At 58.9% G+C, this 24,408-nt stretch carries 19 protein-coding genes and 6 pseudogenes; 16 read left to right on the forward strand and 9 right to left on the reverse strand.

Annotation, left to right across the window (positions count from 1 at the left end; genetic code table 11):
- Positions 1 to 81: 81 nt before the first annotated feature.
- Together GHK62_RS34690 and GHK62_RS31820 are read left to right on the forward strand one after the other, a co-directional pair.
- Positions 82 to 399 (forward strand): annotated as a pseudogene (locus tag GHK62_RS34690) (HNH endonuclease); the annotation flags it as partial.
- A 773-nt stretch (positions 400 to 1,172) separates the two neighbouring features.
- Entirely contained in the window at positions 1,173 to 2,066 is an 894-nt protein-coding gene (locus GHK62_RS31820) for an aldose epimerase family protein (protein ID WP_153442952.1), read from the forward strand.
- 473 nt (positions 2,067 to 2,539) lie between these two features.
- Here GHK62_RS31820 and GHK62_RS31825 read toward each other — a convergent pair whose 3' ends face one another.
- The 4 genes and pseudogenes from GHK62_RS31825 to GHK62_RS31840 form a co-directional block, all read right to left on the reverse strand.
- Positions 2,540 to 2,743, reverse strand: a complete 204-nt coding sequence (locus GHK62_RS31825) for a hypothetical protein (protein WP_153442954.1) — start codon at positions 2,741 to 2,743, stop codon at positions 2,540 to 2,542.
- A gap of 434 nt (positions 2,744 to 3,177) precedes the next feature.
- Positions 3,178 to 3,941, reverse strand: a protein-coding gene (locus tag GHK62_RS31830; protein ID WP_184108995.1) for an IS5 family transposase whose coding sequence is annotated in 2 segments (ribosomal slippage) — positions 3,178 to 3,626 and positions 3,626 to 3,941 — 765 coding nt in all. Because the reading frame shifts where the segments join, the coding sequence is not laid out codon by codon here.
- Between the two features lie 150 nt (positions 3,942 to 4,091).
- Positions 4,092 to 4,538 carry a Ros/MucR family transcriptional regulator gene (locus GHK62_RS31835; RefSeq protein ID WP_153442957.1) on the reverse strand — a complete coding sequence of 149 codons (447 nt, stop codon included), beginning with the start codon at positions 4,536 to 4,538 and terminating at the stop codon, positions 4,092 to 4,094.
- 265 nt (positions 4,539 to 4,803) lie between these two features.
- Positions 4,804 to 5,055, reverse strand: a pseudogene (locus tag GHK62_RS31840) (WGR domain-containing protein).
- Between the two features lie 2,164 nt (positions 5,056 to 7,219).
- On the opposite strand from GHK62_RS31840, the gene GHK62_RS31845 reads away from it, so the two are divergent.
- The 9 genes from GHK62_RS31845 to GHK62_RS31885 all read left to right on the forward strand — a co-directional run bounded on the left by GHK62_RS31845 (position 7,220) and on the right by GHK62_RS31885 (position 17,447).
- Positions 7,220 to 7,888, forward strand: a complete 669-nt coding sequence (locus GHK62_RS31845; protein WP_153442959.1) for a GntR family transcriptional regulator — start codon at positions 7,220 to 7,222, stop codon at positions 7,886 to 7,888.
- 211 nt (positions 7,889 to 8,099) lie between these two features.
- A complete protein-coding gene (gene bioB, locus GHK62_RS31850) occupies positions 8,100 to 9,119 on the forward strand; it encodes a biotin synthase BioB (RefSeq protein WP_153442961.1) in 1,020 nt (339 codons plus the stop codon).
- On the forward strand, positions 9,116 to 10,258 hold the full coding sequence (locus tag GHK62_RS31855) for an 8-amino-7-oxononanoate synthase (protein WP_153442963.1): 1,143 nt from the start codon (positions 9,116 to 9,118) through the stop codon (positions 10,256 to 10,258). The genes bioB and GHK62_RS31855 overlap by 4 nt, the downstream gene beginning before the upstream one ends.
- Positions 10,258 to 10,896: a dethiobiotin synthase gene (bioD, locus tag GHK62_RS31860; protein ID WP_167528418.1), complete on the forward strand. Its 639-nt coding sequence runs from the start codon at positions 10,258 to 10,260 to the stop codon at positions 10,894 to 10,896. Before GHK62_RS31855 ends, bioD begins: the two co-directional genes overlap by 1 nt.
- A complete protein-coding gene (locus GHK62_RS31865) occupies positions 10,893 to 12,161 on the forward strand; it encodes an adenosylmethionine--8-amino-7-oxononanoate transaminase (protein WP_153442966.1) in 1,269 nt (422 codons plus the stop codon). Before bioD ends, GHK62_RS31865 begins: the two co-directional genes overlap by 4 nt.
- Positions 12,158 to 13,147, forward strand: coding sequence for a beta-ketoacyl-ACP synthase III (locus GHK62_RS31870; RefSeq protein ID WP_153442968.1), 990 nt, complete (start codon positions 12,158 to 12,160; stop codon positions 13,145 to 13,147). The genes GHK62_RS31865 and GHK62_RS31870 overlap by 4 nt, the downstream gene beginning before the upstream one ends.
- A gap of 396 nt (positions 13,148 to 13,543) precedes the next feature.
- Entirely contained in the window at positions 13,544 to 13,996 is a 453-nt protein-coding gene (gene panD / locus GHK62_RS31875; protein ID WP_153442970.1) for an aspartate 1-decarboxylase, read from the forward strand.
- 120 nt (positions 13,997 to 14,116) lie between these two features.
- On the forward strand, positions 14,117 to 16,405 hold the full coding sequence (locus tag GHK62_RS31880; protein WP_153442972.1) for a PAS domain S-box protein: 2,289 nt from the start codon (positions 14,117 to 14,119) through the stop codon (positions 16,403 to 16,405).
- 346 nt (positions 16,406 to 16,751) lie between these two features.
- The gene (locus GHK62_RS31885) at positions 16,752 to 17,447 is read left to right on the forward strand and encodes a response regulator transcription factor (protein ID WP_153442974.1); all 696 of its coding nucleotides are present in this window, start codon (positions 16,752 to 16,754) and stop codon (positions 17,445 to 17,447) included.
- 137 nt (positions 17,448 to 17,584) lie between these two features.
- Here GHK62_RS31885 and GHK62_RS31890 read toward each other — a convergent pair whose 3' ends face one another.
- From GHK62_RS31890 to GHK62_RS35340, 3 genes are all read right to left on the reverse strand, one after another.
- Positions 17,585 to 18,409, reverse strand: a complete 825-nt coding sequence (locus GHK62_RS31890) for an EAL domain-containing protein (protein WP_153442976.1) — start codon at positions 18,407 to 18,409, stop codon at positions 17,585 to 17,587.
- A 599-nt stretch (positions 18,410 to 19,008) separates the two neighbouring features.
- Entirely contained in the window at positions 19,009 to 20,079 is a 1,071-nt protein-coding gene (locus GHK62_RS31895; protein WP_234887122.1) for a metal-dependent hydrolase family protein, read from the reverse strand.
- A 166-nt stretch (positions 20,080 to 20,245) separates the two neighbouring features.
- On the reverse strand, positions 20,246 to 20,521 hold the full coding sequence (locus tag GHK62_RS35340) for a GAF domain-containing protein (protein WP_380786141.1): 276 nt from the start codon (positions 20,519 to 20,521) through the stop codon (positions 20,246 to 20,248).
- 504 nt (positions 20,522 to 21,025) lie between these two features.
- On the opposite strand from GHK62_RS35340, the pseudogene GHK62_RS31900 reads away from it, so the two are divergent.
- Positions 21,026 to 21,223, forward strand: a pseudogene (locus tag GHK62_RS31900) (coproporphyrinogen III oxidase); the annotation flags it as partial.
- A gap of 1,115 nt (positions 21,224 to 22,338) precedes the next feature.
- Positions 22,339 to 22,823: pseudogene (repC, locus tag GHK62_RS35345) on the forward strand (plasmid replication protein RepC); the annotation flags it as partial.
- Positions 22,824 to 23,126: 303 nt separating this feature from the next.
- Here the strand turns inward: repC and GHK62_RS34700 are convergent.
- A complete protein-coding gene (locus GHK62_RS34700; RefSeq protein ID WP_234887123.1) occupies positions 23,127 to 23,375 on the reverse strand; it encodes a hypothetical protein in 249 nt (82 codons plus the stop codon).
- Here GHK62_RS34700 and GHK62_RS34705 point away from each other — a divergent pair.
- The 3 genes and pseudogenes from GHK62_RS34705 to GHK62_RS31925 form a co-directional block, all read left to right on the forward strand.
- Positions 23,340 to 23,483 (forward strand): annotated as a pseudogene (locus GHK62_RS34705) (antitoxin Xre/MbcA/ParS toxin-binding domain-containing protein); the annotation flags it as partial. The gene GHK62_RS34700 and the pseudogene GHK62_RS34705 sit on opposite strands and share 36 nt — an antisense overlap.
- Positions 23,480 to 23,819, forward strand: a pseudogene (locus GHK62_RS31920) (RES family NAD+ phosphorylase); the annotation flags it as partial. The pseudogenes GHK62_RS34705 and GHK62_RS31920, both read left to right, overlap by 4 nt.
- Positions 23,818 to 24,177: a hypothetical protein gene (locus GHK62_RS31925; protein ID WP_337733084.1), complete on the forward strand. Its 360-nt coding sequence runs from the start codon at positions 23,818 to 23,820 to the stop codon at positions 24,175 to 24,177. The pseudogene GHK62_RS31920 and the gene GHK62_RS31925, both read left to right, overlap by 2 nt.
- Here the strand turns inward: GHK62_RS31925 and GHK62_RS31930 are convergent.
- A partial coding sequence (locus GHK62_RS31930) for a tyrosine-type recombinase/integrase (RefSeq protein ID WP_153442980.1) occupies positions 24,166 to 24,408 on the reverse strand: 243 nt, incomplete at its 5' end. The genes GHK62_RS31925 and GHK62_RS31930 overlap by 12 nt on opposite strands.

Consider the following 24,408-nt stretch of genomic DNA (forward strand, 5'->3'; position numbering starts at 1 on the left):
GCGACGCTTCGCAGCCATCCGGCCAGAACCGGCAGGCTATTATCCCACAGTCGACGACGAGGACGTCTTTCTTGCCGTCATGCCGATGACAAGCGATGCGCCATTACCCGACTGATGATAATTAACGGCGGCCGTGCCGAAGTTGATGCGGCGCACTTCGACCAGTGTGTCCTGATAGCCTGAGCAATGGCATCGCGCTCTCCAGAACAGCCCACGGGATGTTCGATCAGGGTCTGATCAGCCTCTCCGGCGATCTGGACATCCTTGACAGGTGAACGATCCGGGAGGCATCCAGTCGCTCATCGACAGAACGGGACGCGCAGTCGTTCCGCAGCGGCCTTGCGGAAGGCCGTATCCGCACTTCTGTGATGGCACCGGGAAAACTGTATTAAGTATTGAGTGCGCCGATAACTCCAGCGCGGACAGCATGGGGTCCGCGGTTCGATTTCTCTCAAGCGAGGGATGAACAGCCATCTCGCTTGAGACGCCGGAGGTCGCGCCAAAAAAACCGTTTATCAATGGTACGCGAACCCGCTCGGATCGGCGGCGCTCGCTTGCTGAGTACTTTAATTAATCACCACGCTTCAGATTTTTTGCCACAGCGAACCTTAAGAGCGCGCAACGTCAAACAGTTCTGTGAGCCGAAATGTTTCCTCAAATGGTTTACAGGTGGATAGCACGATGACACGACGAAATAGAAGGTGCCCGTGTTAGAAGCTCGTTCGTTCCACTTTCGGCTCAGTCAGCTCTTACAAAGGATAACCCCCTTCTCCCACAGGAAAGAACGATAGAGGCGACACTTCCGGACGAAGCAAAGCTGCGAGGGCTTCTGTCCGACCTGATTCCTTTCTCACAGCTTTCAGCGCAATCGGCAACGCCGATGATATCTGGTCGGTCGTTGGTTTAGAACGCAATGAAGTTCGAACGGCGCGTGTGCTAACATGGTTGCTTGACCCTCGGGGATCGCACGGTGCACGGGCCACTTACTTTGAAGTGAAAGCGGATGATCGACTCGCCGGCTCACCGCCGACCGCCATGGCGATGACGTTGGCTTCAGCTTGGGCCGCAGCCTGCAGGATGAGTTGATCGCGGTACCGTTATCATTCCTCAATGGGTATCAACGAATATAAGATCAGGGTTGATAAAAAACGCCTATTTCCAGGGGGCATCGCATGCAAAATGCTGTCACTATCCATTGTGGCGTCTCGCGCGCAGTCATCAGCCTTCAGGGAGCTGAGCTTCTCAGTTGGCGGATTGGCGCTAACGATCTTTTGTGGCCAGGCAACCCCTCATCCTGGAATCAGAGTTGTCCCTTAATGTTTCCTTCATGTGGTTGGAGCGCCTCTTCGTCCATTGAAATAAACGGCGAATGTTATCCAATGCCTGTCCACGGCTTTATCGGCATGCTCGAGTTTGAGGTAGTATCTCGCTCGGAGAGCGAGGTAACGCTTCGATCGTACGATACAAAATTCACAAAAACGATGTTTCCATATGAGTTTATTGTCGAAGTTGTATTCAAGATAAATAATTTACGGTTGAACATCGATGTTTGCGTGAAAAATAGATCTTCTAGCTCGTTACTGCCGTATTCTGTTGGCCTTCATCCGGGGTTTAGATGGCCGCGGACCTCGTCTGACAAGAATAGCTGGAAATTGCAGTTTGAGGAGGCGGAATCGCCGTTTGTTCCATGTATATCGTCGCAGGGGTTGATTAAAACTGATCGGAGGAGAGTTCCATTGCATGGGCGCCTCCTCCATTTGCATGAAGGTCTTTTTCAAGACGAAGCACTTTGTTTTTTGAATGCCAGAAGTCGGAGGCTGTCGCTCATCGGGCAAGATGGAACAGTTCACGTGGATGCACCAGATGCACGGCATTGGATTGTATGGTCTCTTCCAAATCAACAATTCGTCGCGCTCGAACCCTGTACGGGTCATGGCGATTTAGAGGGGAAGCACATTGCATTTGAAGACCGGGGATACAATATCAATCTGGCGCCTGGAGAATCTCAGCCATTCCGAGTGCGGTTTGAGTTCTCGGAAAAAGACGATTGTCTGGACGAAGCTTGAAATGGACCCATAAGTCCCCGGACAAGACCTCCGTATTGTCCCGTAACGGTTTGCCTCGTTCTAGTGAGCACAGGGCGCAGGGAGCGGTCTGGCTCAATCATTTTGGTCTCAAACGCCCGATGAGCGAAGCTCGCGAGCGCCGGCTTTGCGGTTTGTCAATGTATCCGGCCGGGATTTACGCTATAGGTTATATCCCGCAGCGGCGCGCACCTGCGTGTCGAATTGATCCCGCCCTGGCTTTGGCTGCGGCGGGTTTCTTTAGCGCGGTAAACATGCTCGGGGATGCAAAAAAGGCGCAAAAAGCTCGAGGCCGGCGACGATGTTGTCGAGCGGGTCGAGGGGCCGACCGGGCGTTGATCGCCACAATGTTCCGGACAACTTGAGGCGTTCGGTCACTATGAAGATAGCCAAAAAAATTGGCCCTTGAGTGAGCCCCGCTATGTCATGTCCCTCCGTGCGGGCTCGCTTTTGCTCTAGTGATCGTTCAACCTTTCAAGCAGATCAGCCGGGTTCCTAACGCCTTCCTGGTACAGCGTGATCAGCCGTTTCGCGAGCGCGTCAGCCTCCGGCATATCGACTTTCAGCTTCGCCCTGGCGAGTTCCTTCTCGAACACACACTGGAGGAGATTGAAGTCCCCCGGTCTTATGACGCAGTCAAAGTCACGGAAAGGGTACATGACGCAGCCTCCGTAGTTGGGGTGAAAGCGTATGCATCTTTCAGCCAGCGGTGCCCGTGCTGATGACCACTGATAGAACGGAGAATGCGCCTGAAACGAGGCATTTGGAAGGCCCCTCCTCAGGTACGGCTTCCGCAGGACAGTACCCGTTTCTCAATATGCTATCTCACAGATACTGAAGCAGGCTAAGCCTCAATGCGGCTCGGCGTGAAACTACCAAGCGCAAAAAAGCCCCGGCTGGGGAGGCCGAGGCTTCTCTGAAATTTCGCACTGCAGCCGCCGTTTCGGAGGGGCCGGACGCGGCGCGGGCGAACGGGTGCCGGGCAGAATATTTCCCGACGCTGGTATTTTGCCACCGAGGCAAAGCCCTTAAAATCGCAAAATTTAAGGGGGTATCAAGGTCTCTTAGATGTCGAAGGGATTAGGGCATAGACTCATAACGACCTGATCCAGATGCGTGTCGCGGCTAACTTAATGGCAGCGAGAAAGTTGCGCGGGTCTTTGTCGTATCTGGTTGCGATGCCGCGGAACTGTTTGAGTTTGTTGAAGAAGCGCTCGATCAGATTGCGTTGGCGATAGACCCATGCGCTGAAGGGGAAGCTGGCCTTGCGGTTCCGTTTTGCTGGAATGTTGGCCCAAGCCCGTTTTTCTTTGGCCAAGTCTCGCAAGGCATTGGTGTCGTAGGCGCGGTCAGCAAGGAGGATCGCGCCTTCGCGCATGTCCTGCAGCGTCGGTTCTGCCATCCGGTTGTCGTGGGCTTGCCCTGCTGTCAGATCAAGGCTGATCGGCCTGCCGTCGGCGTCGACGACCGCGTGGATTTTCGTCGTCAGGCCGCCGCGGGAACGTCCCATGCAGCCATCGTTTTGATCCCCCTTTTTCCCGTGGCCGCATGCTGATGAACGCGGACACAGGAACTGTCGATCATGACGATGTCGCCGTCGAAGGCCTTTGCGATCTCACGCAAGACATGATCCCAAACACCGGCTTTTCTCCACCGCACGAAGCGGTTGTAGCAGGTGGTGTAAGGCCCATATCGCTCCGGTACGTCCGCCCAAGGCGAGCCTGTGCGGAACCGCCACAAAATGCCGTTGATCACCCGCCGGTCATCAACCCGCGGCACGCCGCGACTCTTGTTCGGCAATAGGGGCTGAATAATCGCCCACTCGAAATCAGTCAGGTCGAAACGACGACGGGTCACGCAAGGCCTCCAAATCAAGGCCCCTTTGAATCATCTTCTTCCCGATTACAAAAGTCCGTTTATGAGTTTGCGGCCTAGTTGGCTCTCGCCCTGCTTACGACATCTCACTTGCGATCGGCCGCTCTCGGGGGGATCAACGGAACATCGGGGCTATCTTTTGCGAACGGGAGGCCCGGCATCCGCGGGCGGTTTCCTTCCCAAGCCGGTCGCGCGCGCAAGTTCAGAGCGCTGTCGAGCGTAATTCGGGGCTGTCATCGGGTAATCTGCTGGAAGCTTCCACTTCTCCCGATATTGTTCCGGGGTGAGACCGTACTTCGTCATCAGGTGCCGCTTCAAGGACTTGAATTTTCCGCCATCCTCCAGGCAGATGATGAAGTCGTCGGTCACGGACTTCTTGATTGAAACGGCAGGGCGTTGTTCTTCGGTGGTGGACTCGGCTTTCGTTGGTAGAGAAGTTCCGCCCAGCGAGGCGTAGGTTTGCTGGATAAGATGCCGCAGATCGCCGGCGGGAACTACATTACGGCTCAAATACGCGGCCACGATACGGCTGGTGAGCTCGAGTCTCCGTTCCCTTATGTCCATATGAGATTCCGTCAATGATCTTCTCCGTAGCCTGTGGTGATCGAAATTGAGTCGCGTAATTTGCAGGTATTTCGGCTGGAAGGAAGGCGATCCGAGAGGGACGAGTGAATTTATCGACAGCTTCCGGCCACTTATTCTTGATGCCCGGCCGCATTTTGGCCTCCGAAAATCTTTCCTGCTTTCTATGGTGATCACCAATTCGCTCCACTCACGGATCTCACCAATATGTACCGAGCGACGATGCCCGCCCAGCCCCGCGTCGCCTATCCAGGCCTCAAGCTCAAGAGTACGATAGTGGCCAGTAACCGCGCGCTCGCTTTTGTCGCGTCAGGAAAACAAAGCGACTGATCGCCTGACGATCATCCCCAAACGGATGAATGCGCTATTGGCCGCGGGTGCCGATACGACACCAACGACGGACGAGCGCAGAGCCACGGAAGAGATCTGGTTCGATCGACATCGGATGGCAGCGTGCCATGTTTCTGCTCGCGTCGATGCGCTGAACATAAAGGCGGGACCAATTCTGGGTCATGTTGCCCAGCTTGGCAGGACCAGGGTCGCACGTCCAACGATATTTCTGAATCAATCCGCGCTGATCGATTCAAGAATTTGATGTGACGCTCGAGCATCAGCGCCGCGTCGGCTCTCGCGATAGACTGGGAGCCCGCCTGTGGGGATCCGCCGCTTGGATGGAGCGAAGCCGCCGGAGGCCTGAACGCGCTAACTCAATTGCGCCAAAGAGAGGGCCGGAGATTGAGTATTCAGCTTGAGCCAGTCTCCGTCGATGGACTGAATGCGAGGCGCTCCGTGCTGAAGGTGTAACGTGACCTTATTTGTCCTAACCACGAACCTCACGAAAGGAAGCGCAGCATGAAATACTTCCCCGGGCTCGACGTGCCTGTCCCGGGATGAACGAAGTCTGCCGATGTTTCATGACGATCCCGGGTGTCGCTCCCGTCGGGCAATCGCCTACGCCGCGATGATCGACATTCTGTGCCGGTTTTAGTGGCAAAAGGATAGTCTAAACCGCTCGCGTCGACTATGCTCACCAGAGTTCGCGCGTTTAGAGCGGGTCGGGTATCCTAGCGAAACGGTGGAGCATCCGCCTGCTGCGACAATCTGTTCGGTCGAATGCGCGCACGCTATTCGCCCCCCGCTCATTGACTAATCCCGCGCCCATCGGCGAAGCTGTCGCGGTCTGAAAAAGGGGTAGCGATGACTTGCGAGTGGCAGAGAACTCTCCTGGACGAGGAAGATCTTGCGAAACGAGCGTCGGCGACTGTGCCCAGAATACTGGCGCATCCAGCGGTCACCTTCGATCAGCTGGCTCGGCTTAGCGGCCACATCGACGACTGCATCGCAAGGCTCGGGCGCCTCATTGCCGACCTAGAAGTCGCTGGCACCGATCAGGCCTGGATCGACGCAGCCAAGGCTATACATCGGCTCTGGAGAAGCTTGGCGCTCGATGCGGCCGAGAGGGTGCGATCGTTCGAGACCGCTTCCCTTGATGTTCGAGATGCGTCGACCGAAAGATGACGGCGACCGGGGAGTTTCTGCTGTTCGGCAATAGTCCCGTTGGAGTCAGATTTTTGCGCCACCAATTCGTATTGCCGGGGCAGATGGTGAAACAGAAAAATGGAGAAAGAAATTTTCTTCTCGGCGCGGCGGAGGCGTCACAATCTTTCACGCTCACGCCCCGGCTGGCAACAGTGACTGTTTCGAGCGGTGGTATGAACGGCGCCTCGGCGGTTTACCCTTCCGGAAAGCCGCTCTCGATCCGGCGCCGCGAAGTGTCCGTGGGTTCTGAGCGCTGCAACTGCTTCGAAGTAGCGGACGTAGTAAAAGGCCCGATGATAGGCGAGCCTTCCCGATCTTGTCGGCAGTTCCGGCAATTCCTTTCTTTGGCCGCCGCCGCTGCTCCCACTGCGCGATTGCGTTCCATCAAACGTGCACTCCCCAGCAAGGCGGAGAGCTTCACAGCCGGCCAGCGGCGGCTCGTCGGGACTTCCGTTGCCTCCGCCGTTCGAGGGCGTCAGCGAGCAGCGGGATCAATGGGCTGTGACCACCAGTCGACAGAATCAAACGCCGCCAATGCGCGAGGACACGCCGTCATCGGCTGTCGGTCAATCGCACGGCCGCTTTTGCTAGCCGTTCAATGCATCTAATGCGCGCCGACGTGGACAGGGCGATTAGGACCGGCATGGAGGATAGCAGTCGAAGAGACAAAGGGATAAAGGCGGCACTCGTCGTGACATTGCGCAGAGCACGGAAAAGCCTGCATAAGTCAGAGGTTTAATCGTGATTAGGACTATGAAGAAGCGATCTGAGACAACGCCGGTGAAGGGCGGGTGGGTTAAGCGTGAAGCTGCCACAGGCCGTTTCATGGAGGTTGTCACGCACAAGGGTGCCGCCAAGGCAAGTGCAAAAACGGAGGCTACGGTCAGAGAAGCTTCGTCTAGGCGCAGTTCGGCGCTGAAGCGCCTGGCAGATCGCTAGCCGTCGGCACTACAGGCTGACCTCGCGGGAGCAAACATCCCAAGCGGCGAAAAGGCCGCCATGGCAGCGGTCGCAAAACCACGTATCGCGACGACGTCTGCAGAATGTTTTGCTTGCCCCGCAGCCTTCGTTACTGGCTAGATCCGCGGCAATTCTCTGTTCGGCTCGACAGTGAGCCTGCTGCAAATTATCTATAAAATATGACCAATACGAACGAAGACACTATTGCCACCCGCATCAGCCGCATCCTTGCCGATCGGATTGTGACGGGCGTACTGGAGCCGGGCACCAAGCTCCGGCAGGACCATATCGCCGAGGAGTTCGGAACGAGCCATGTGCCGGTGCGCGAAGCCTTCCGCAGGCTCGAAGCGCAGGGCCTTGCCGTCAGCGAACCGCGCCGTGGGGTGCGGGTCGCGTCCTTCAGCCTCAAGGAGGTTCGCGAGGTTGCGGAGATGCGAGCCGCGCTCGAAGTTCTGGCGCTTCGCCGTGCGGCTCCGCATCTGACGCCTTCGATCCTCGATGAGGCCGAGAAGGCGACGGCCGAGGCCGACACCGCCCCTGACCTGCGCTCCTGGGAGGATGCCAACCGGCGCTTCCATCGGCTGATTCTGACGCCTTGCGGCATGCCGCGCCTGCTTGCGGCCATCGACGATCTGCATGCGGTCAGCGCGCGCTTCCTGTTTGCAACCTGGCGGTCGGACTGGGAAGTCAAGCCAGACCACGACCATCGCTCGATTCTGGCCTACCTGCGTCAGGGCAAGACCGAGAACGCCGCCGCCGTGCTGGAGCGCCACGTCCAGAGGATCGGGCAAAAGCCGGTGAAAAACGCTTCCGGTCCCATGCGCGGCGCCTTCGCGATCATCGGCTGACCGTCACGATTAGCAGATTGCATTTGCAGCATTTTCCGGTTCGGGGTGAGAGTGCGTCATCGGCGGAGGATAGATCCGCCGTCTCGCTTTAGTTGAATTTGAGCGCCGGCTCGCCGTTTGGGCGGTTGCGTTGCCATTGATCGGAATAAATTATAGATAAAAATGGAATCTATCTATATCGATCGTTGCGCGCAGAGGAGGATCTCTAGGAATGCTCGACGCACAAGCATCAGGGACGGGATTGTGGCCGAAATCCAGGGTCGGGGCAGAGCGTTGGGCCACCGCCGAGGCAGAAAAAATCTATAATTTGTCGTTCAACGATCTCCTGTTCCGCGCCCAGTCTGTCCACCGAGCGCATTTCGATCCGAACGCCGTGCAGATGAGCCGACTCCTGTCCATCAAGACCGGTGGGTGCGCGGAGGATTGCGGCTATTGCAGTCAGTCGGCGCATTATCCGACCGGGCTCAAGGCGTCGAAGCTGATGGAGGTCGAGCGGGTCATCGCGGAGGCGCGCAAGGCCAGGGAAGGCGGCGCGACGCGCTACTGCATGGGGGCCGCCTGGCGCAGCCCGAAGGAGCGCGACATGGAGGCGATCGTCGCCATGGTTCGCGGGGTGAAGGCGCTCGGGATGGAAACCTGCATGACCCTCGGCATGCTGTCGCCGGAACAATCGGGGCGGCTGTCGGATGCCGGGCTCGATTACTACAATCACAATATCGATACCTCGGAGCGCTTCTACGGCGAGATCATCACCACCCGCACCTTCTCCGACCGCCTGGAAACGCTTGCCAATGTTCGCGACGCGGGCATCAAGGTCTGCGCCGGCGGCATATTGGGGATGGGCGAAACGGTCGACGACCGGATCTCGATGCTGGTGACGCTCGCCAATCTTCCGGTGGCCCCGGAAAGCGTGCCGATCAACATGCTGATTCCCATTCCCGGATCGAAGGTCGCCGATGCGCCGCCGGTCGATCCGATCGATTTCGTCCGCACGATCGCGCTTGCCCGTATCCTGATGCCGCAGTCCCACGTCCGCCTCTCGGCCGGCCGCACCGATATGAGCGACGAGATGCAGGCGCTCTGTTTCTTCGCCGGAGCGAATTCGATCTTCGTCGGCGAGACGCTTCTGACTGCCGAGAATCCCGGCGAGGATCACGATGCGGCGCTGTTCCGCCGCCTCGGGCTGAAGCCGATGGAACTGCAGCCGGCGGAAATGGAGCCGGCCGAATGAGCAGGCGTGCTCTCGATGGGTACGAGAGGACGCTGCAGGGGCTCGCGCGCAAGGGGCGGCGCCGGGTGCTGCTTTCCCGAGGTGGGATTGATTTTACCTCGAACGACTATCTGGCGCTCGCCAACTCGCCGCGCCTCAAAGCGGCAATCGGCGCGGCTGTCGAGCGCGGCGTACCGGTTGGCGCGGGCGGATCGCGGTTGTTGCGCGGCAATCATCCGGAGCACGAGGCGCTCGAGGTCGAGGCGGCGGCATTCTTCGGCGCGGATCGGGCGCTTTTTTTCGGCAGCGGCTATACCGCCAATGCCGCGCTGTTTTCGACCCTGCCGCAGCGCGACGACGTCATCGTCCATGACGGGTTGATCCATGCGAGCGTCCATGAGGGGATCGTCGCAAGCAAGGCGCAGGCGGTTGCCGTTAGGCACAATGATGTCGATGCCTTTGCCGACGCCATCCGTAAGTGGCGCGGCGCTGGCGGAAGAGGGCATCCATGGATTGCGGTTGAAAGCCTCTATTCGATGGACGGCGACCGGGCGCCGCTTATGGAACTTGCCGCACTCGCAGAAGAGCACGATGGCTTTCTGGTCATCGACGAGGCCCATGCCACCGGCGTTTTCGGTCCCGGCGGACGCGGCTTTTCGGCGGCGCTCGAAGGCCGGGAAAGTGTCGTGGTGCTGCATACCTGCGGCAAGGCGCTCGGCGTCTCCGGCGCGTTGCTCGGCGCCAACCGAATCCTTTGCGACTATCTCGTCAACCGCGCCCGCAGCTTCATCTATTCGACGGCGCCGTCGCCGCTGACGGCGGCCGCGGTTCGCGAGGCGTTGAAAATCGCCGCGGACGAACCGCAGCGCCGGGCGGAATTTGACGCGCTCAGCGCCTTTGCGAATGCCGCGCTCGCCGCAACGCTCGGCGTCGAAGGCAGCGGATCGCAGATCCTTCCGGTGATGATCGGTGACAATGCTCGGGCCGTGAGGATCGCGGCGCGCCTGCGCACGGAAGGCTTCGACATCCGCGCGATCCGCCCGCCGACGGTTCCCGAGGGCACGGCGCGGCTGAGGATCGCGATCACGCTGAATGTCGACAGGCCGGCGATCAAGCACATGCTGGAACGCCTGAAGGTCGCGATGGCGGAGGAACGATGATGACACTTCGCATCGTGATCACCGGCACCGATACCGGCATCGGCAAGACGGTCTTTGCCGCTGCACTCACCGATGCCCTTGCTGGCTGCTACTGGAAGCCGGTGCAGGCCGGGCTCGACGGTGAAACGGACAGTGAGACCGTCGGGCGGCTCGGCCGGATAAAGGCTTGCCGCATCCTGCCGGAGGCCTACAGGCTCGCCACGCCCGCCTCGCCGCACCTCGCCGCCAGGCTCGACGGCGTGACGATCCTGCCGGAAGGCCTCTCCCCGCCTGAGACCGACGCGCCGCTCGTCATCGAAGGGGCAGGCGGACTGCTGGTGCCGCTGACGGAGCGGACGGTCTTTGCCGATGTCTTTCAGCGCTGGCGGATTCCGGTCGTCCTCTGCGCCCGCACCGGATTGGGCACGATCAATCACACGCTGCTGTCGCTCGAAGCGCTGCGCGTCCGGTCGATTTCGGTTCTCGGCGTCGCCTTCATCGGCGACGAGCAGGCGGATACGCAAAGCACGATCGCAGAACTGGGGCGCGTCCGCATTCTCGGGCGGCTGCCGCGGCTCACCCGGCTGACGCCGGATGCCCTGCGGCGGGCCTTTCGCGAGCATTTCGAGGTAAACCATTTCCGCGAGGCGCTGGCATGAACGTCTCCCCCGTCTGGCACCCCTTCACCCAGCACGCGCTCGAACCGGCGATGAAGCGCATCGTCCGCACCGAGGGCGCCTATCTCATCGACGAGGATGGCTCGCATATCCTCGACGCGATCTCGTCCTGGTGGGTGATAACCCACGGGCATCGGCATCCGGAGATCATGGCGGCGATTGAGCGTGCTGCGGAAAGCTATGATCAGGTGATTTTTGCCGAATACACCCATGCACCGGCGGAAGACCTGGCCAGGGGTCTGATCGAGATCGCGCCGGCCGGGTTGAAGCACGTCTTCTATTCCGACAGCGGCTCGACCGCGGTTGAAGTGGCGCTGAAGATGGCGCTTGGCTATTTCCACAATATCGGCGCGCCGCGTCACCGCATCTGCGTGATTGAGCATGCCTATCACGGCGATACGATCGGCACGATGTCGGCCGGCGAGCGCGGCGTCTTCAACGCGGCCTATGAGCCGCTTCTCTTCGCGGTCGACCGATTGCCGTTTCCCGAAGCGGGTCGCGAACAGGAGACGTTCGACGCATTCGAGAGCTTCTGCACTGCCGGCCGGGTGGCGGCGCTGCTCGTCGAGCCGCTGGTGCTCGGCGCCGGCGGGATGAAGATCTATCCGCCCTTCGTCCTTGCCGAGCTGAAGCGGATTGCCGACCGGCATGGCAGCCTGCTGATTGCCGACGAGGTGATGACCGGATGGGGCCGTACCGGCAGTCTGTTCGCCTGTGAACAGGCAGGGATCACACCCGACATCCTGTGCACGTCGAAGGGCCTCACCGGCGGCGCGCTGCCGCTGGCGGCAACCCTCTGCATCGCGCCGATATTCGACGCGCATTTGTCGTCGGACCGTCGCCGGACATTCTTCCATTCCAGCTCCTATACGGCCAATCCGATCGCCTGCGCGGCGGCAGCCGCCAATCTCGCGGTTTGGAAATCGGAGCCGGTCGGCAGACGCATCGAAGCGCTTGCCGCGAACCAGCGGCGACGTCTGCAGCGCTTCAGCACGGATGCGCGCTTCAGCAATGTTCGCCAGGCGGGCACGATCACAGCACTTGACCTTTCCGTGCCGGCGGGGGGCTATCTTTCGGATGTCGGACCGCGGCTTAGGGCGTTCTTCCGGGAGCGCAGGCTGCTCATCCGCCCGCTCGGCAATGTCATCTATCTGATGCCGCCCTACTGCGTCACCGATGTCGATCTCGACCGGGCCTATGACGCGATCGACGAGGCGGCCTCGGCCCTTGCGAAGGGGCGGCTATGAGCACCGTCCGGTCATCCCGGCTTGCCGGCTTCGGCCATTCGGTGCCGGCAAGGCGCGTCGACAACGCCGAGATCGAAGCGAGGCTCGGTCTCGAGCCGGGCTGGATCGCGCGGCGCACCGGCATCCGGGCGCGGCGCTGGGTCGAGGAGGACGATACGCTCAGCGGTCTCGCGGCCAAAGCCGGGGAGGCCGCGCTCGAGGATGCGGGCATCTCACGGGACCGCATCGCCTTGACGCTGCTCGCGACATCGACGCCCGATCACCTGCTGCCGCCTTCGGCACCGCTGCTCGCCCATCGTCTCGGGCTTGCCAATTCCGGTGCGATCGACCTGGCCGGCGCCTGCTCGGGCTTCCTTTACGCGCTGACGCTCGCCGACGGTTTCGTCCGCACCCGGGGAAAACCGGTCCTCGTCGTTGCCGCCAACATCCTGAGCCGCCGCATCAACCCGGCCGAAAGGGCAAGCGCCGTGCTCTTCGCCGACGCGGCCGGCGCCGTCGTCGTTGCGCCCTCGGACGATCCTGACAAGGGCCTTATCGGCGTGGACCTGGCTTCCGACGGGAGCGGCTACGATCTGATCACCATCCCCGCCGGCGGCAGCAGCCGGCCCTTCACGTCTTGTATGCGGGCGGAGGATGTGCTGATGACGATGCGTGACGGACGGGAGGTGTTCGTCCGGGCGGTGGAGATGATGTCGGCCTGCGCAACCCGCGCGCTCGCCGATGCCGGTCTTGGCCCGGCGGACGTCAGCCGCTTCGTGCCGCACCAGGCAAATGTCCGGATCTTCGATGCGGTTTGCGACAATCTCGGCATCGATCCGTCAAGGACCGTGCGCACCATCGAGGAGCACGGCAATTCTTCGGCCGCAACGATCCCGCTCTCGCTGTCGCTTGCGCACAAGGCCAAGTCCTTCCTGCCCGGGGAGAAGGTGTTGCTAACGGCGGCCGGGGCGGGGATGACCGGAGGGGCTGTGCTCCTCAGCATTTAGGGTTCTCGAAACCGCGTCGGACACCGGCTGACGGACCTGTCGTCCAAGCTCGCGAGGTCGGTGATCGCAATGCAATCCTTCCGCTTCCGCACGGACGCGGGGACGAGTTCGTCATGGATCGCCGGCGGCGGATCCAAGCGGGCTCCCGAATGACCCGCGGCCGCGCGACATCGTCGATCCGATCTGCAGCGACGCGATCAGGGTGAAGACGCGGAATTTCAGGTGAGGTATGGCGGTGGCATGTCGTGAGTCGGCTGTTCGAATCTTTAAAGGCGGCAGCATGCTGCGATCGACCGGGAGCCTCCACCTGGTGCCTGACTGTTTGGCATACGAGTGCCTTCCGGTCTCGCAGGCTTTCCTCTATTAAGGCCGCGACAAAGTGATGGGTGAGGGAACATGAGAAAGCTTGTCGCAGGCAAACTGCATGGCATCTACGTGACGGAGGCAAATCTCAACTATCATGGGTCAATTACTCTTGACCCTGATCATTGCGAGGAAGCCGGCATCCTGCCGATGGAGTTCGTCGAGATCTGGAATAAGAATTCCGGCGCCCGGATCTCAACATACGTCATTCTTGGTGAACGCGGGTCGAGGTGCTGCGTGCTCAACGGAGCCGCGGCGCGCACGTGTCAGCCCGGTGACCAGATCATCATTTGCAACTCGGTCTATCTCGATGAAAGCCGGATTACTTCATTGAAACCGAAGGTACTCACGTTCGATGAGAACAATCACATTCGCGACCGCATGAGCTACTCTGTGAACATCGATCCTGAGGGAAGATACACATTCGAAATTTTCGATGAGACTCATACTTCGCTGTCCGTTCCTCTGATGGTGTCGGGCGCATAGCGGCCGCCGCTATTGTGTGGGCCGACGTCCTTTCGACGAAGTGGCACACTCTCTTCCTGCGGCGCTTAAGGGTTTCGGAGCCTCGTGCTTCAGCGGGTTTGTTGCCTTGGTACAGCTCAAATGACGATGACAGATGATCCCCTCAATGCGGAGCAGAAAAGTGCATACTCCTATGCACAACTGTTTAAGTCCCATCCACAAGCAATGTGGGTGTACGATATTGAGTCACTGCAATTCTTAATGGTGAATGATGCCGCTGTTGCTCGGTACGGCTACTCTCGGCAAGAATTCTTGAAAATGACCATCAGAGACATTTGTCTCCAGGAAGATTTATCTGCGTTGTTGGAAAGTATAGCCAAGGGACCGCGCGGCCACGAGGAGCCAAGCGTTTGGCGCCATCGGCTTAGGGGTGGCCAGATTATATTCGCAGAAATATCGTCCCATCCTTTCGACTTTGAAGGTCGAAGCGCAAGGCTGATAATGGCTCTGGATGTAACCAAGCGTCTGGTTGCTGAGCAGAAGAGTCGAGAAAGTGAGGAGCTATTTCGGGCAGTCGCAAGTGTAACTGCGGACGTCATCTGGGACTGGAACGTTTCTACAGACGCGATCTGGTGGAGTGATGGCCTGAAGGCGGTGTTCGGTCACTCGCCCGAAGAAAGCCGCAGGAACCTTGAATTCTGGAAAACCCATGTCCATCCGGACGACCGAGAACGCGTGTTGCGCACCACTCAAGTAGCGATGGATCGCAGGCAACAAACATGGAAAGATGACTACAGGTTCCTTCGCAGCGATGGCTCGACCGCGCATGTCGAGGATTCCGGATATATTATCTACGATCAACAGGGAAATCCGGTTCGATTCGTCGGCGGCATGACTGACATTTCGGCACGAAAGGAAGCCGAAGACAAGCTCACCCAGCAGGCTGCACTTCTCGACCTTGCCCGCGATGCGATCATCGTCCATGACATCGACCAGAGGGTCCTGTTTTGGAACAAGGGCGCGGAACGTATCTACGGATGGACGGCGGAGGAAGCAGTAGGCCGATCTCTTCGCGAACTGCTTTACGGGGGCGATTATAATTCCAATCTCCGCGCTTATGTAGCCGCCGTCGTGGCAACGGGGGAATGGAGCGGGGAGATCGCGCAGCGGCGCCGGGACGGGACCCGCATTACCGTGGAGGCGCGATGCTCCTTGATGCGTGATGTTGATGGCAGCCCGCGATCGATCCTCTCGATCAATTCGGATATAACAGCGCGCCTCGCCGTCGAGGAGCAACTGAGACAAGCGCAAAAGCTTGAGGCAATCGGACAGTTGACCGGGGGCTTAGCGCATGACTTCAACAATCTTCTGACCGTCCTACTGGGCAATGCGGAGGTTCTCGTAGACCGGCTGAGTGATGACAAGGACCTGCGCCGTCTCGCTGAAATGACCTGGGCGGCTGCTCAACGGGGTTCCGAATTGGTGCACCGACTGCTTGCCTTTGCGCGCCGACAGTCGCTTGAACCACAAGTGGTCGATCTCAATTGTCTGCTGGATGGTTTGGACGCCCTCCTACGGCGGACAATTTCCCAAGACATAGAGATCGACGTTCTCCAACCGGCGGACCTTTGGAAGGCTCTCGTCGATCCCGCTCAGCTTGAAACGGCAATCCTGAACCTTTGCATCAATGCGCGCGATGCGATGCCATGCGGCGGACGTCTGATGATTGAAACCGCAAACATCTCTCTCGATGAGCACTTGGCCGATTCGAATGCGGACACCGCGCCCGGGCAATACGTGGTGATGACAATCTCCGATACGGGAACGGGGATGGAGCCCCACGTCCTCGCGCGAGCCTTCGAACCGTTCTTCACGACCAAAGAAGCCGGGAAAGGCAGTGGTCTCGGCCTCAGCATGGTCTTTGGTTTTGCCAAGCAGTCGAATGGCCACGTCAAGATTCACTCGCAACCCGGTGAAGGCACGACGGTCAAGATGTACCTTCCGAGAGCCGTCCAAGCTGATAAGGAAACAACATCGAGTCCAAGCAGGAGCAAGCTGCCACGAGGCTCAGAGACGATTCTCTTGGTGGATGACAATGAGCTGGTACGCACCTATGCAGCCACACAACTCGCAAATCTCGGCTACAAGCTTGTTCCGGCGAGCAACGGACAACAGGCCCTGGACGCTCTCCGAGGAACAACAGATATAGATCTTCTGTTTACCGACGTAGTAATGCCTGGCCGACTAAGTGGGCTTGACTTAGCGCAAGAGGCGCGCATCATTCGTCCAAATTTGCCTATTTTGTTTACTTCTGGATACGCCGACAACGGCCAAGGCGACCTCGGGTTCGGTATCCACTTTCTCAGGAAGCCTTATCGTGCGTCGGAGCTGGCCGTAAAAGTTCGTCTGATGCTCGATGGCAACGTTTAACGCCCTTGTGGGGCCTCATCTGCGCGTCCTGTGCTTGCGCTCGAGGGGGTGCTGCCGCCCAAACTTGCCGCGCCTGAGCATAAGTAAAAAAGCGTAAAAGCAAGTTAAAGAGGTGGCAATTAAGCAACTCGCGGCATAGAGGCAGTGGCATGGAAACGTGTCTCGGACCAAACGGTCCGGGCACGCCACGGATGCGTTGGGGGAGGATACATGAAGCATAGCGGGGAAGATCTTCCAGAGAGTGGTTTAGCCCTTCCGGCAGACAACTGGCTTGCAGCACTCGTCAGATAGATGTCAGCTTGCCACTGCGGGTGGGATTACTGCAGATCGAAGGCAACCTTGTTTCATGGATATACTTGTCATCGAAGACGATCCGTTGATCGCCGAAACGATTCGCATTACGTGGCCGGTCCGCTCCGATCGCCTCCGGTTTCTGTCGACATACAAACAGGCTGCGCACATCGTGCACAGCTGTGAGATCGATTACTTTGACGGGATTGTCATCGACATAAATCTCCCGGATGGTAACGGGATCGAGATATTGCGGGCCATCCGGCGCAACACAAATGTTCCGCTTATTCTGATTTCCGGGGCGGGAACCGGCGACAGTCGCGCCGATGCAATTGACCTCGGCGCAGACGATTACATGATGAAGCCGTTTCATATCCGGGAATTGCAGGCCCGAATGAGGAGGCTCGTGACGCACAGGTCCGAACGGCCGGTGGAGCAGCGAAAGGACCTGGTGTCTTTCGGGCGCGTGATCTGCGACCTTCAAAGAAGAGTTTTGGCATGTAGTGGCAGTGAAATGCGGCTAACGGACGCGGAAGCACGCATCATTGAAGCACTCTACAAAAACAAAAACCGAAATTGTTCGAAGTCTTTCCTGTACAAGATCGCTTTCTTTCGCGAGTTCGACCCGTATGACAAGACGCTCGATGTCTATGTCAGTCGATTGCGAAAGAAACTGAAGCAACTGAGCGAGGAGAGTGGATCCTGCATTCAAACTGTTCGCGGTTCTGGATACCGATACAGCGAACTGTAACCATTGATCCTACTGGTCGTGGATTGCGGGTGACGCCAATCCCGGCCCGCAGCATGGTGCACGAATCTCCACCGAAGCGAAGCGGCTCTCAATTGAGCGACACACACCGTGTCTGAGGTAGGCAGGACGGCGGTCTGTCAAGCCGACAGCTTGCCAAAGCGGATAGGTTTCAACCCAGGCCGGACCGTGCTGTCCATGACGGCGGGATATCCCAATCCACGAAAAATCGGGCACAGCGTCGGTTCTGACAGCAGGTATCCCTGCACATGGGTGGCTCCAGCCGTTCTTGCCAGCGTAAGCTGCTCGTAGGTCTCGATCCCTTCGACGACGATCGTCGGGGCCACACAGGAGGCCAACCCGACCATGTGATGTAACAAGCGGTCAGCCTCCGAACGCCTGCTCAACTGTGCGAAAAAAGCGCCGATCTTGATGATGTCGACGGCCATCGAAAAAATGGTTTCGGGACTCGAGAAACCAGTCCCAAAATCGTCAATAGCAATTCTGTAACCTAACTTCCGAATGTCTTGGATGAATTCCGCAACGCCGAACTGCTGTATGATGGGCGCGCTCTCTGTAATCTCCAAGACCAGTCGCGGTGCGAGCGACCGGTTCCGATGGAGCTGGTCGAAGAGCATCGTCCGGCGTTCTCTGCTGGAGAAGTTCGAGGATGAGACGTTGCATCCGAGCGGTCCGGACGCGCTGTTGGACAACCATTCGAAGGCTAAGTTCAACATATGGCAATCCAATTCTGGCGCATGCCCCGATGCTTCCAGGGCGGGCAAGAATTCGCCGGCGGTGATCACGGTGCCGTCGAGTTTTTCAAGTCTCGCCAAACATTCGGAATAAAACACTTCATGGTGCTCATTGACGCAATTCACTTGCTGTACCGAAAACCCGATCCGGCCCTGTCGCATTGCCTGGAGGGCAGTGCGTACGATGCTGTCCACGTCGTCGAAGTTCATTTTCTCCCCTTGATCCCTGCGTTTTCCTGCACATCACCTCGCGAGCAGTGCGATTAGCCCGCCGCAGTGGTCTCATTCGAAGGCAGCCCCGCCTTGCCCACAGCATCGAACCGCTCGTCCAACCCGACCAGCCGATCTTGGCTGCGATCAACAATGAGTACGGAGGCACTAACGAGCGGCGCTGTCGCCTAACCGGGCGTGTCCAGCCGAGGCCCAGTAACAACTTCTCCATCTGGTAAAAAGTTAAAAAGGGTTAAAAACTTGAAATGACGGATAGTCGGCGTCCTGCACTGCAGGGCCCCGGGTGTGATCTGGAACAGAAAAGGACAGCGACAAAAGCTACTCAGCACAAGTACTCGGCGGGAATGCCTATTGGCGCAACCGGGTCGACCTGGAAGTCATGCCTCGTAGCGAAGCAACGGAAGCCGGCGCAGCGGCGCGTAAGGCTTCGTTGGTGTTTTACAGCAGAGCCTTAAGCCGCTCGTTCGAATCCGCTCCGTGCACGATCAACCGGAGAGGGTCTGCTCGACCGTTACGTGGGTTCATGAGTGACAATCAATTCGATCGCCATTCTATCGACTTAGCGGTTGCCGCGCTTTCTAATGCAGCCGATCCACGACGATCTTACCGTCCTGTATGACCCCCAGCAGATGTCGCTCGGGCCTGGCGAGGATGCTGATGTCTTCGAGCGGGTTGCCGGCGACTACAAGAAGGTCCGCGACCGCCCCTTCGAGAACTTGTCCAAGCCGACCCTTCGCGCCGACCAGTTCGGCGGCCACGGTCGTTGCACTCGCCAGGATCTCGCGCGGGAGAAGCACCTCGGAACGATAAAGGAATTCATGGTTCTGGTATGCGTGAGTTGCGCCGAGCAGGTCTGTCCCGTAGGCCATCTTGACGCCGGCGGCGCGAAGGACCTCTAAACTTTTGAAGCCTGCGGAGCGCACCAGATCGAGTTTCGGCCTGCTGGTGGACGGAAGGCCGAGATGCTCTCCCTCTTTCGCTTGGGCTTCGAAGGTCGTCAGCGTTGGGACGGCGATAGCGCCGGCTTCGGCCGCGAGGCTTGCGTTCACCTCGTCTATCAAATTGCAGTGTTCGAGCGAATGGACGCCGCACGTTACCGCGCGCTTGATCGCCTCTGCGGTGTAGAGATGGGCCGAAACGTAGGTCCCGGCGTCCCGGGCCTCGGCGACGGCGACACGTAACTCGTCTTCGGAATAGCCAAACCATTCGATCGGATCGGTTGGACTGGCCACGCCGCCGTTCGCCATGGCCTTTATGAACTTCGCACCTTGCCGAAGCTCCTGCCGGCAGGCGCGCCGGATTTCGTCGACTCCATCTGCGATGCGGCCGAGCGAACCGAACGCCTCGTCGTTCCGGTGAGCCTCGCGTGTGTCGTACTTCGTGCGGAAGTCGACGTGCCCGCCAGTCTTGGACAAGGCTTTGCCGCACACCACCAGCTTGGGTCCGGCAATCATGCCTTCCATTTGCGCGTCGGCGAGGGAAGGGGGCGCGCCGCCGACGTCGCGCACAGTCGTGAAGCCTCGCTCCAGCATTCCTGTCATGATCGGGAGGGAGCGAAGTACGGCAATCGGGTCGGGTTGAGCGGCATTCTGACCGAGGTTCATCATGCTGGCGACGACGTGAACGTGACAATCAATGAGCCCAGGCATGAGGGTCTTCCCCTGCAGGTCCACAACGTGGCTGTTCGCTGGACTGCTACCCCTGAAGGCAGTGTCCCGGATGACACCGTCTTCGATGAAGAGTGCCCCGCGCGCACCCCGCCGTCCGTCGCGTCCACGATCGTTGCGTTCTTGAATAGAAGAGACATGGAATTCCTCACCCTTCCAGAAATGCGGCGGCCGGGCATCGTGCATAGAGGCTGGCAAGTCCGCACATATCTTCCGTGTAATGGTGCTCGGTATGGAGGATGTTCACGGATCCGATCACCGCACCTCTCCATAGTACGGGCGTGCTCAGCACGCTCTCGCAGCCGATGGCGAAGAGCGTCTCGTGGTCAGGAAAGGCACTGACACCAACCATTGACGCCGATGCATACTCGTGGATCGAAGCCACACCGCAAAATCTCTTGCAAAGGAACGGAGCAGGTTTCATTGCACCACGAGAACATCAAGCGTCGATCCAACTGCGCAGGAAGAGCCGAGAAAGCTGTTAATTTATATTATTCAGTGCGCGGCATGCCGGCTCGAACCTGGCATGTCGCAATTTCGACAAACCCCGGGGCAGCACAAGCGCAGGTCACGAGATCATCAGTGCAAATATATCGCGATCAATGCTGCCAGCTTGCGCCATTTATGCTTTTTCAGACCCCTAACCGTCCTGCTTACGTCTAATCAGTTCTGTTACAATTCCAGCCAAAAGGATTGCTACCCCCACGGCGCTGCCAATCGCCGCCACAATCGGCCAAAAAACCCCCGATGTTTCGCAGATGCTTCTTCAGGAGTTAATTCGGTTACACCATAGGCTGCCATATCAGTCTTCATTGTCGTCTTCTGCTGCCCGTCGGCATTCCTGTCGCTTGTCGCCCGCAACGAGAGAGTTTCAAGAACCGTGCCAAGTGCCAGGAAGAGCCTCAGAAGAAAGTTCCCCGTACTCTTCGAGGGCGACGTACCGACAATCTGTGCCGCCCACGGATTCGATTGGAGCCATCCTCCCGATTCAGCTGAGCGCTTGGCCATGCTGGCCGACGACGGGATAGTGGACGTCGAGAATGGCTTCATCCGCGTGCGCGATGGCCATCGCATTTTGCTTCGCTCCGTTGCTGCTGCGTTCGACGCTTATCTCGACCACTCGTAGTGAGCCACAGCCAGTCACTATGAGCGGAGGCCTGAGAAGATCGATACGAACTGTTGCAATCCGCTGTGGATCGGAAGTCCTTTGTGTACCTGTTATCGCAGCACCGTGATGTTTAACGCCCCGTACGAGCAATGCGCGACTCTCCGGTATCACGGCGATATTTGCCGCGCTCGAACGGCGGGTTTGGTTCAGTGCGAACCCGAGGAATGGCTCCGGAGTGGTCGGCACGTTCACTATAGGGGAGATGGCCATCGTACTCTGCTCCGTGACCTAGAGACGTCATCTCCCTTCCGGCGAGCGTTCAACGATACGAATTCTAGCTGTTAAGGACATCCCATGGCATTCGATATTGCGATCTATCTGAATCGTATCAGTATCGGCCTTGCTCGATACCCCCAGCCTATCGACCTTTCGCCCCATCAACGATTTCCGACTGGAAACGGAAGTATCTTGACGTTGGTCAAGGCTGCTCTTCGCGTTCTGCTTGTGGCGGGTTCTTCGAACGCGGCAGGACGGATATGCCGATCGCTCGGCGTCCGTGTGCAGCGGATCGTCGGCATGGACGCATAGCACCCGTCAACCCTCAACGTGATGCGATCCGGTTACTCGTCAAGTGCAAGTCCCACGCGCGAACGCCGTGGCTGCCGCTGCTCGTCACTTTGAAACCACAATACACCTGCCACCAAACAAGCAATCAGTGGACCCGGAACGACGAAGTAGATGGCATTGAGTTTTAGAGGCATATAGTTCGGCAATGACGGTCGGAGCAGAGGCCCACTTTCCGCGCCAGATTCGCTTGCCCGCGCGGCGGATCGAAATTGCCGACTCTTTCATTGAAACGTCGAGAGCGATATACTCTGTCGTGGCTGTTCTCCGTTGATGCTGGCCCCAGCATCCGGTCGAGAGCCCGTATCTCATCTTATCGGGGAGCAGCCACCTCTCCAAAATCATGATCGGATCCAGAAGGGCCTCAGCCCGCGATTACACCATGTATGTCCTCTTCGGGAGTGAGATGGCTCGCCCTAAGCTGTTCTTCCGAGGGTTGCTCGGACGGGCCGGACCAATCCTCATAATAGGAGGACGAGCCGTGGCCTGATTATAGAGAAGCCTTTGTCGAAGATCGCGGCCTCATCGTCGTTCCATCGAATGATCAGTTCTCGGTGCGCGCGCACGGTATTGCCGGGACGACCGTGCGCCGTCATCTCGCCGCGCTCGTCGACACCGGCCTGATCCAGCGGAGGGACAGCGCCAACGGCAAGCGGTACGCGCGCAAGGACGATCGCGGCTCGATCCAGGAGGCGTTCGGTTTCAACCTGAGCCGTTGGCTCGCGCGCCGAGGAGCTCGCCCACACCCGCGCAGCACGTGGCAGCGGATGGCAGGCGCTTCCGCGCGACCAAGGAGGCGCTGTCTATCTGCCGGCGCGACGTTCGTAAACTACTTAGCGCGGCAATGGAGGAGGGGGTTGCCGGCGACTGGGGACGCATCGAAGAATTATTTCCTCGAGCTGACCGGCCGCATCCCCGTACGCCGACGAATGCGGATATAGAGCCGATCCTCGACGAAATGCAAATGCTGCGTGAGGAAATCATCAACCGGCTGAGAGAACGCCGGGCGGCTACTTGCGCAATCTGACGCAAGCCTGCGTCTGGCGAGTAATGTTGATGGCGATGGTGCGGGCGAACGGTGCCCCCGACCGCAAGGCTTCGCAACGCCCGCTAGGTGTTTGCGCCAGTGCAGATGGTTTCGAGGAGTTCAATCGTCATTGACTGAGCCACTTGCGGAATATCGGAGAAGCCCTCTCGGTACAGAAGTCTCGTCATGATGGTCTCCGCGAACTGCGGGTTCATCTGGCGAGCAACTTTCAGCGCCGCCTCGCATTTATCGTGGAACGGTGTCAGGGCGTCATTGAGGTACTCCGCGCCGTGAGTTTTTCACGACGCAGGCGATGTCGAACATGTCGCGGGGCTGCATCGCGCCGCCGCGGTAGTAAACCTTCTTTGCGATGATTTCCCCGGGGGTCTCGAGCAGAACGTCTCGGCCGCGCACCTCCGCTCTCACAGTCGGGTTGCCGGTCAGGCTGGGGGCGCAGATAACGTCGATCTCGCCGACATTTTCGAAAACGATCTTCGTGATTTCCTGTTTCGGCCCCACCCCATGCTCGAGGACAAACGTCCGATTGATGTGGTCATTCAGAGCGAGATCGGCGCCGAACTCGTCCTGGAAACCCTCGCCAGCCTGAAATACGGCAGCGCTGCGTGAGCGCCCAGATTCTTGATCGCACGCTGTCGGCATTTCGAATAGGCGACCCGAAAGGCACCTATCCGATATTCGACGCAGCCGGCTCAACCATAGCCCCGGGGCGCTTGAACACGCTGCCAAGCCCGATCATCTACGCCAGCGAGCACTACTCAACGGCGGTACTCGAAAAGCTGGTGCATGGTAGGTCGATTGCCTCCAAACCAGCATTAGGTGGTAATCACAATACCGCGCGGCATGACCTATGAGATCTTTTCAACGCCCGGCCTCCCAGACTGGGACACGATGCCGCCAACAGTTAGCAAGGGATTTGGCGAGCAATGGTGGAGGAAGCATCGTGGAGATCAGCGCCAGTGACCGCGAACTTGTCGCGGTGATGAGACAGTATTTTGCGGCCAAAGCCGAGCTGGAGAGCCTGAAAGGACAATTGGAGGCGGCACGACAGGCAGTCGGCGAGGCGATCGCCGTATTCTACGATCCCCGCCAGAACGCCGAGCACGCCGCCGACCTGCAACGCTCGCATCGCTTGAGGGGAGAGATGGCGTCGCTGATGCAGCGTGCTGAAGCCTGGGGCAGGGCAGCATCGGGTGCTGACCGGCACGATAGATCGGAGGCGGAAGCGGAACCGGAAGAATGGCAGCCGTTTGAGAGGCGAGCCGATGCACTCTTCGGTACGTCGTCACGGTTAGACGATTAGCCGGGCCGCTCGTCCATTCTTTCGTTCCGCGTTGTTGTAGTAGCTCGCCGCTTGGGTGACCGATTTGTGCAGTGACTGCTGCATCGCTTCCGGCAGGGAAACACCGCGGTTGGCCGCCTCGGTCAGATAGCCGGACCGAAGTCCATGGGCGGAAAATAGTGCCGGATCGAGGCCGGCCTGTTTGCAGCGACTTTTCAGGATCAGGTTGACCGACTGCGGCGTCAGCGCCCG

This window comes from Sinorhizobium terangae, from assembly GCF_009601505.1.
GTDB classification, from domain to species: domain Bacteria; phylum Pseudomonadota; class Alphaproteobacteria; order Rhizobiales; family Rhizobiaceae; genus Sinorhizobium; species Sinorhizobium terangae.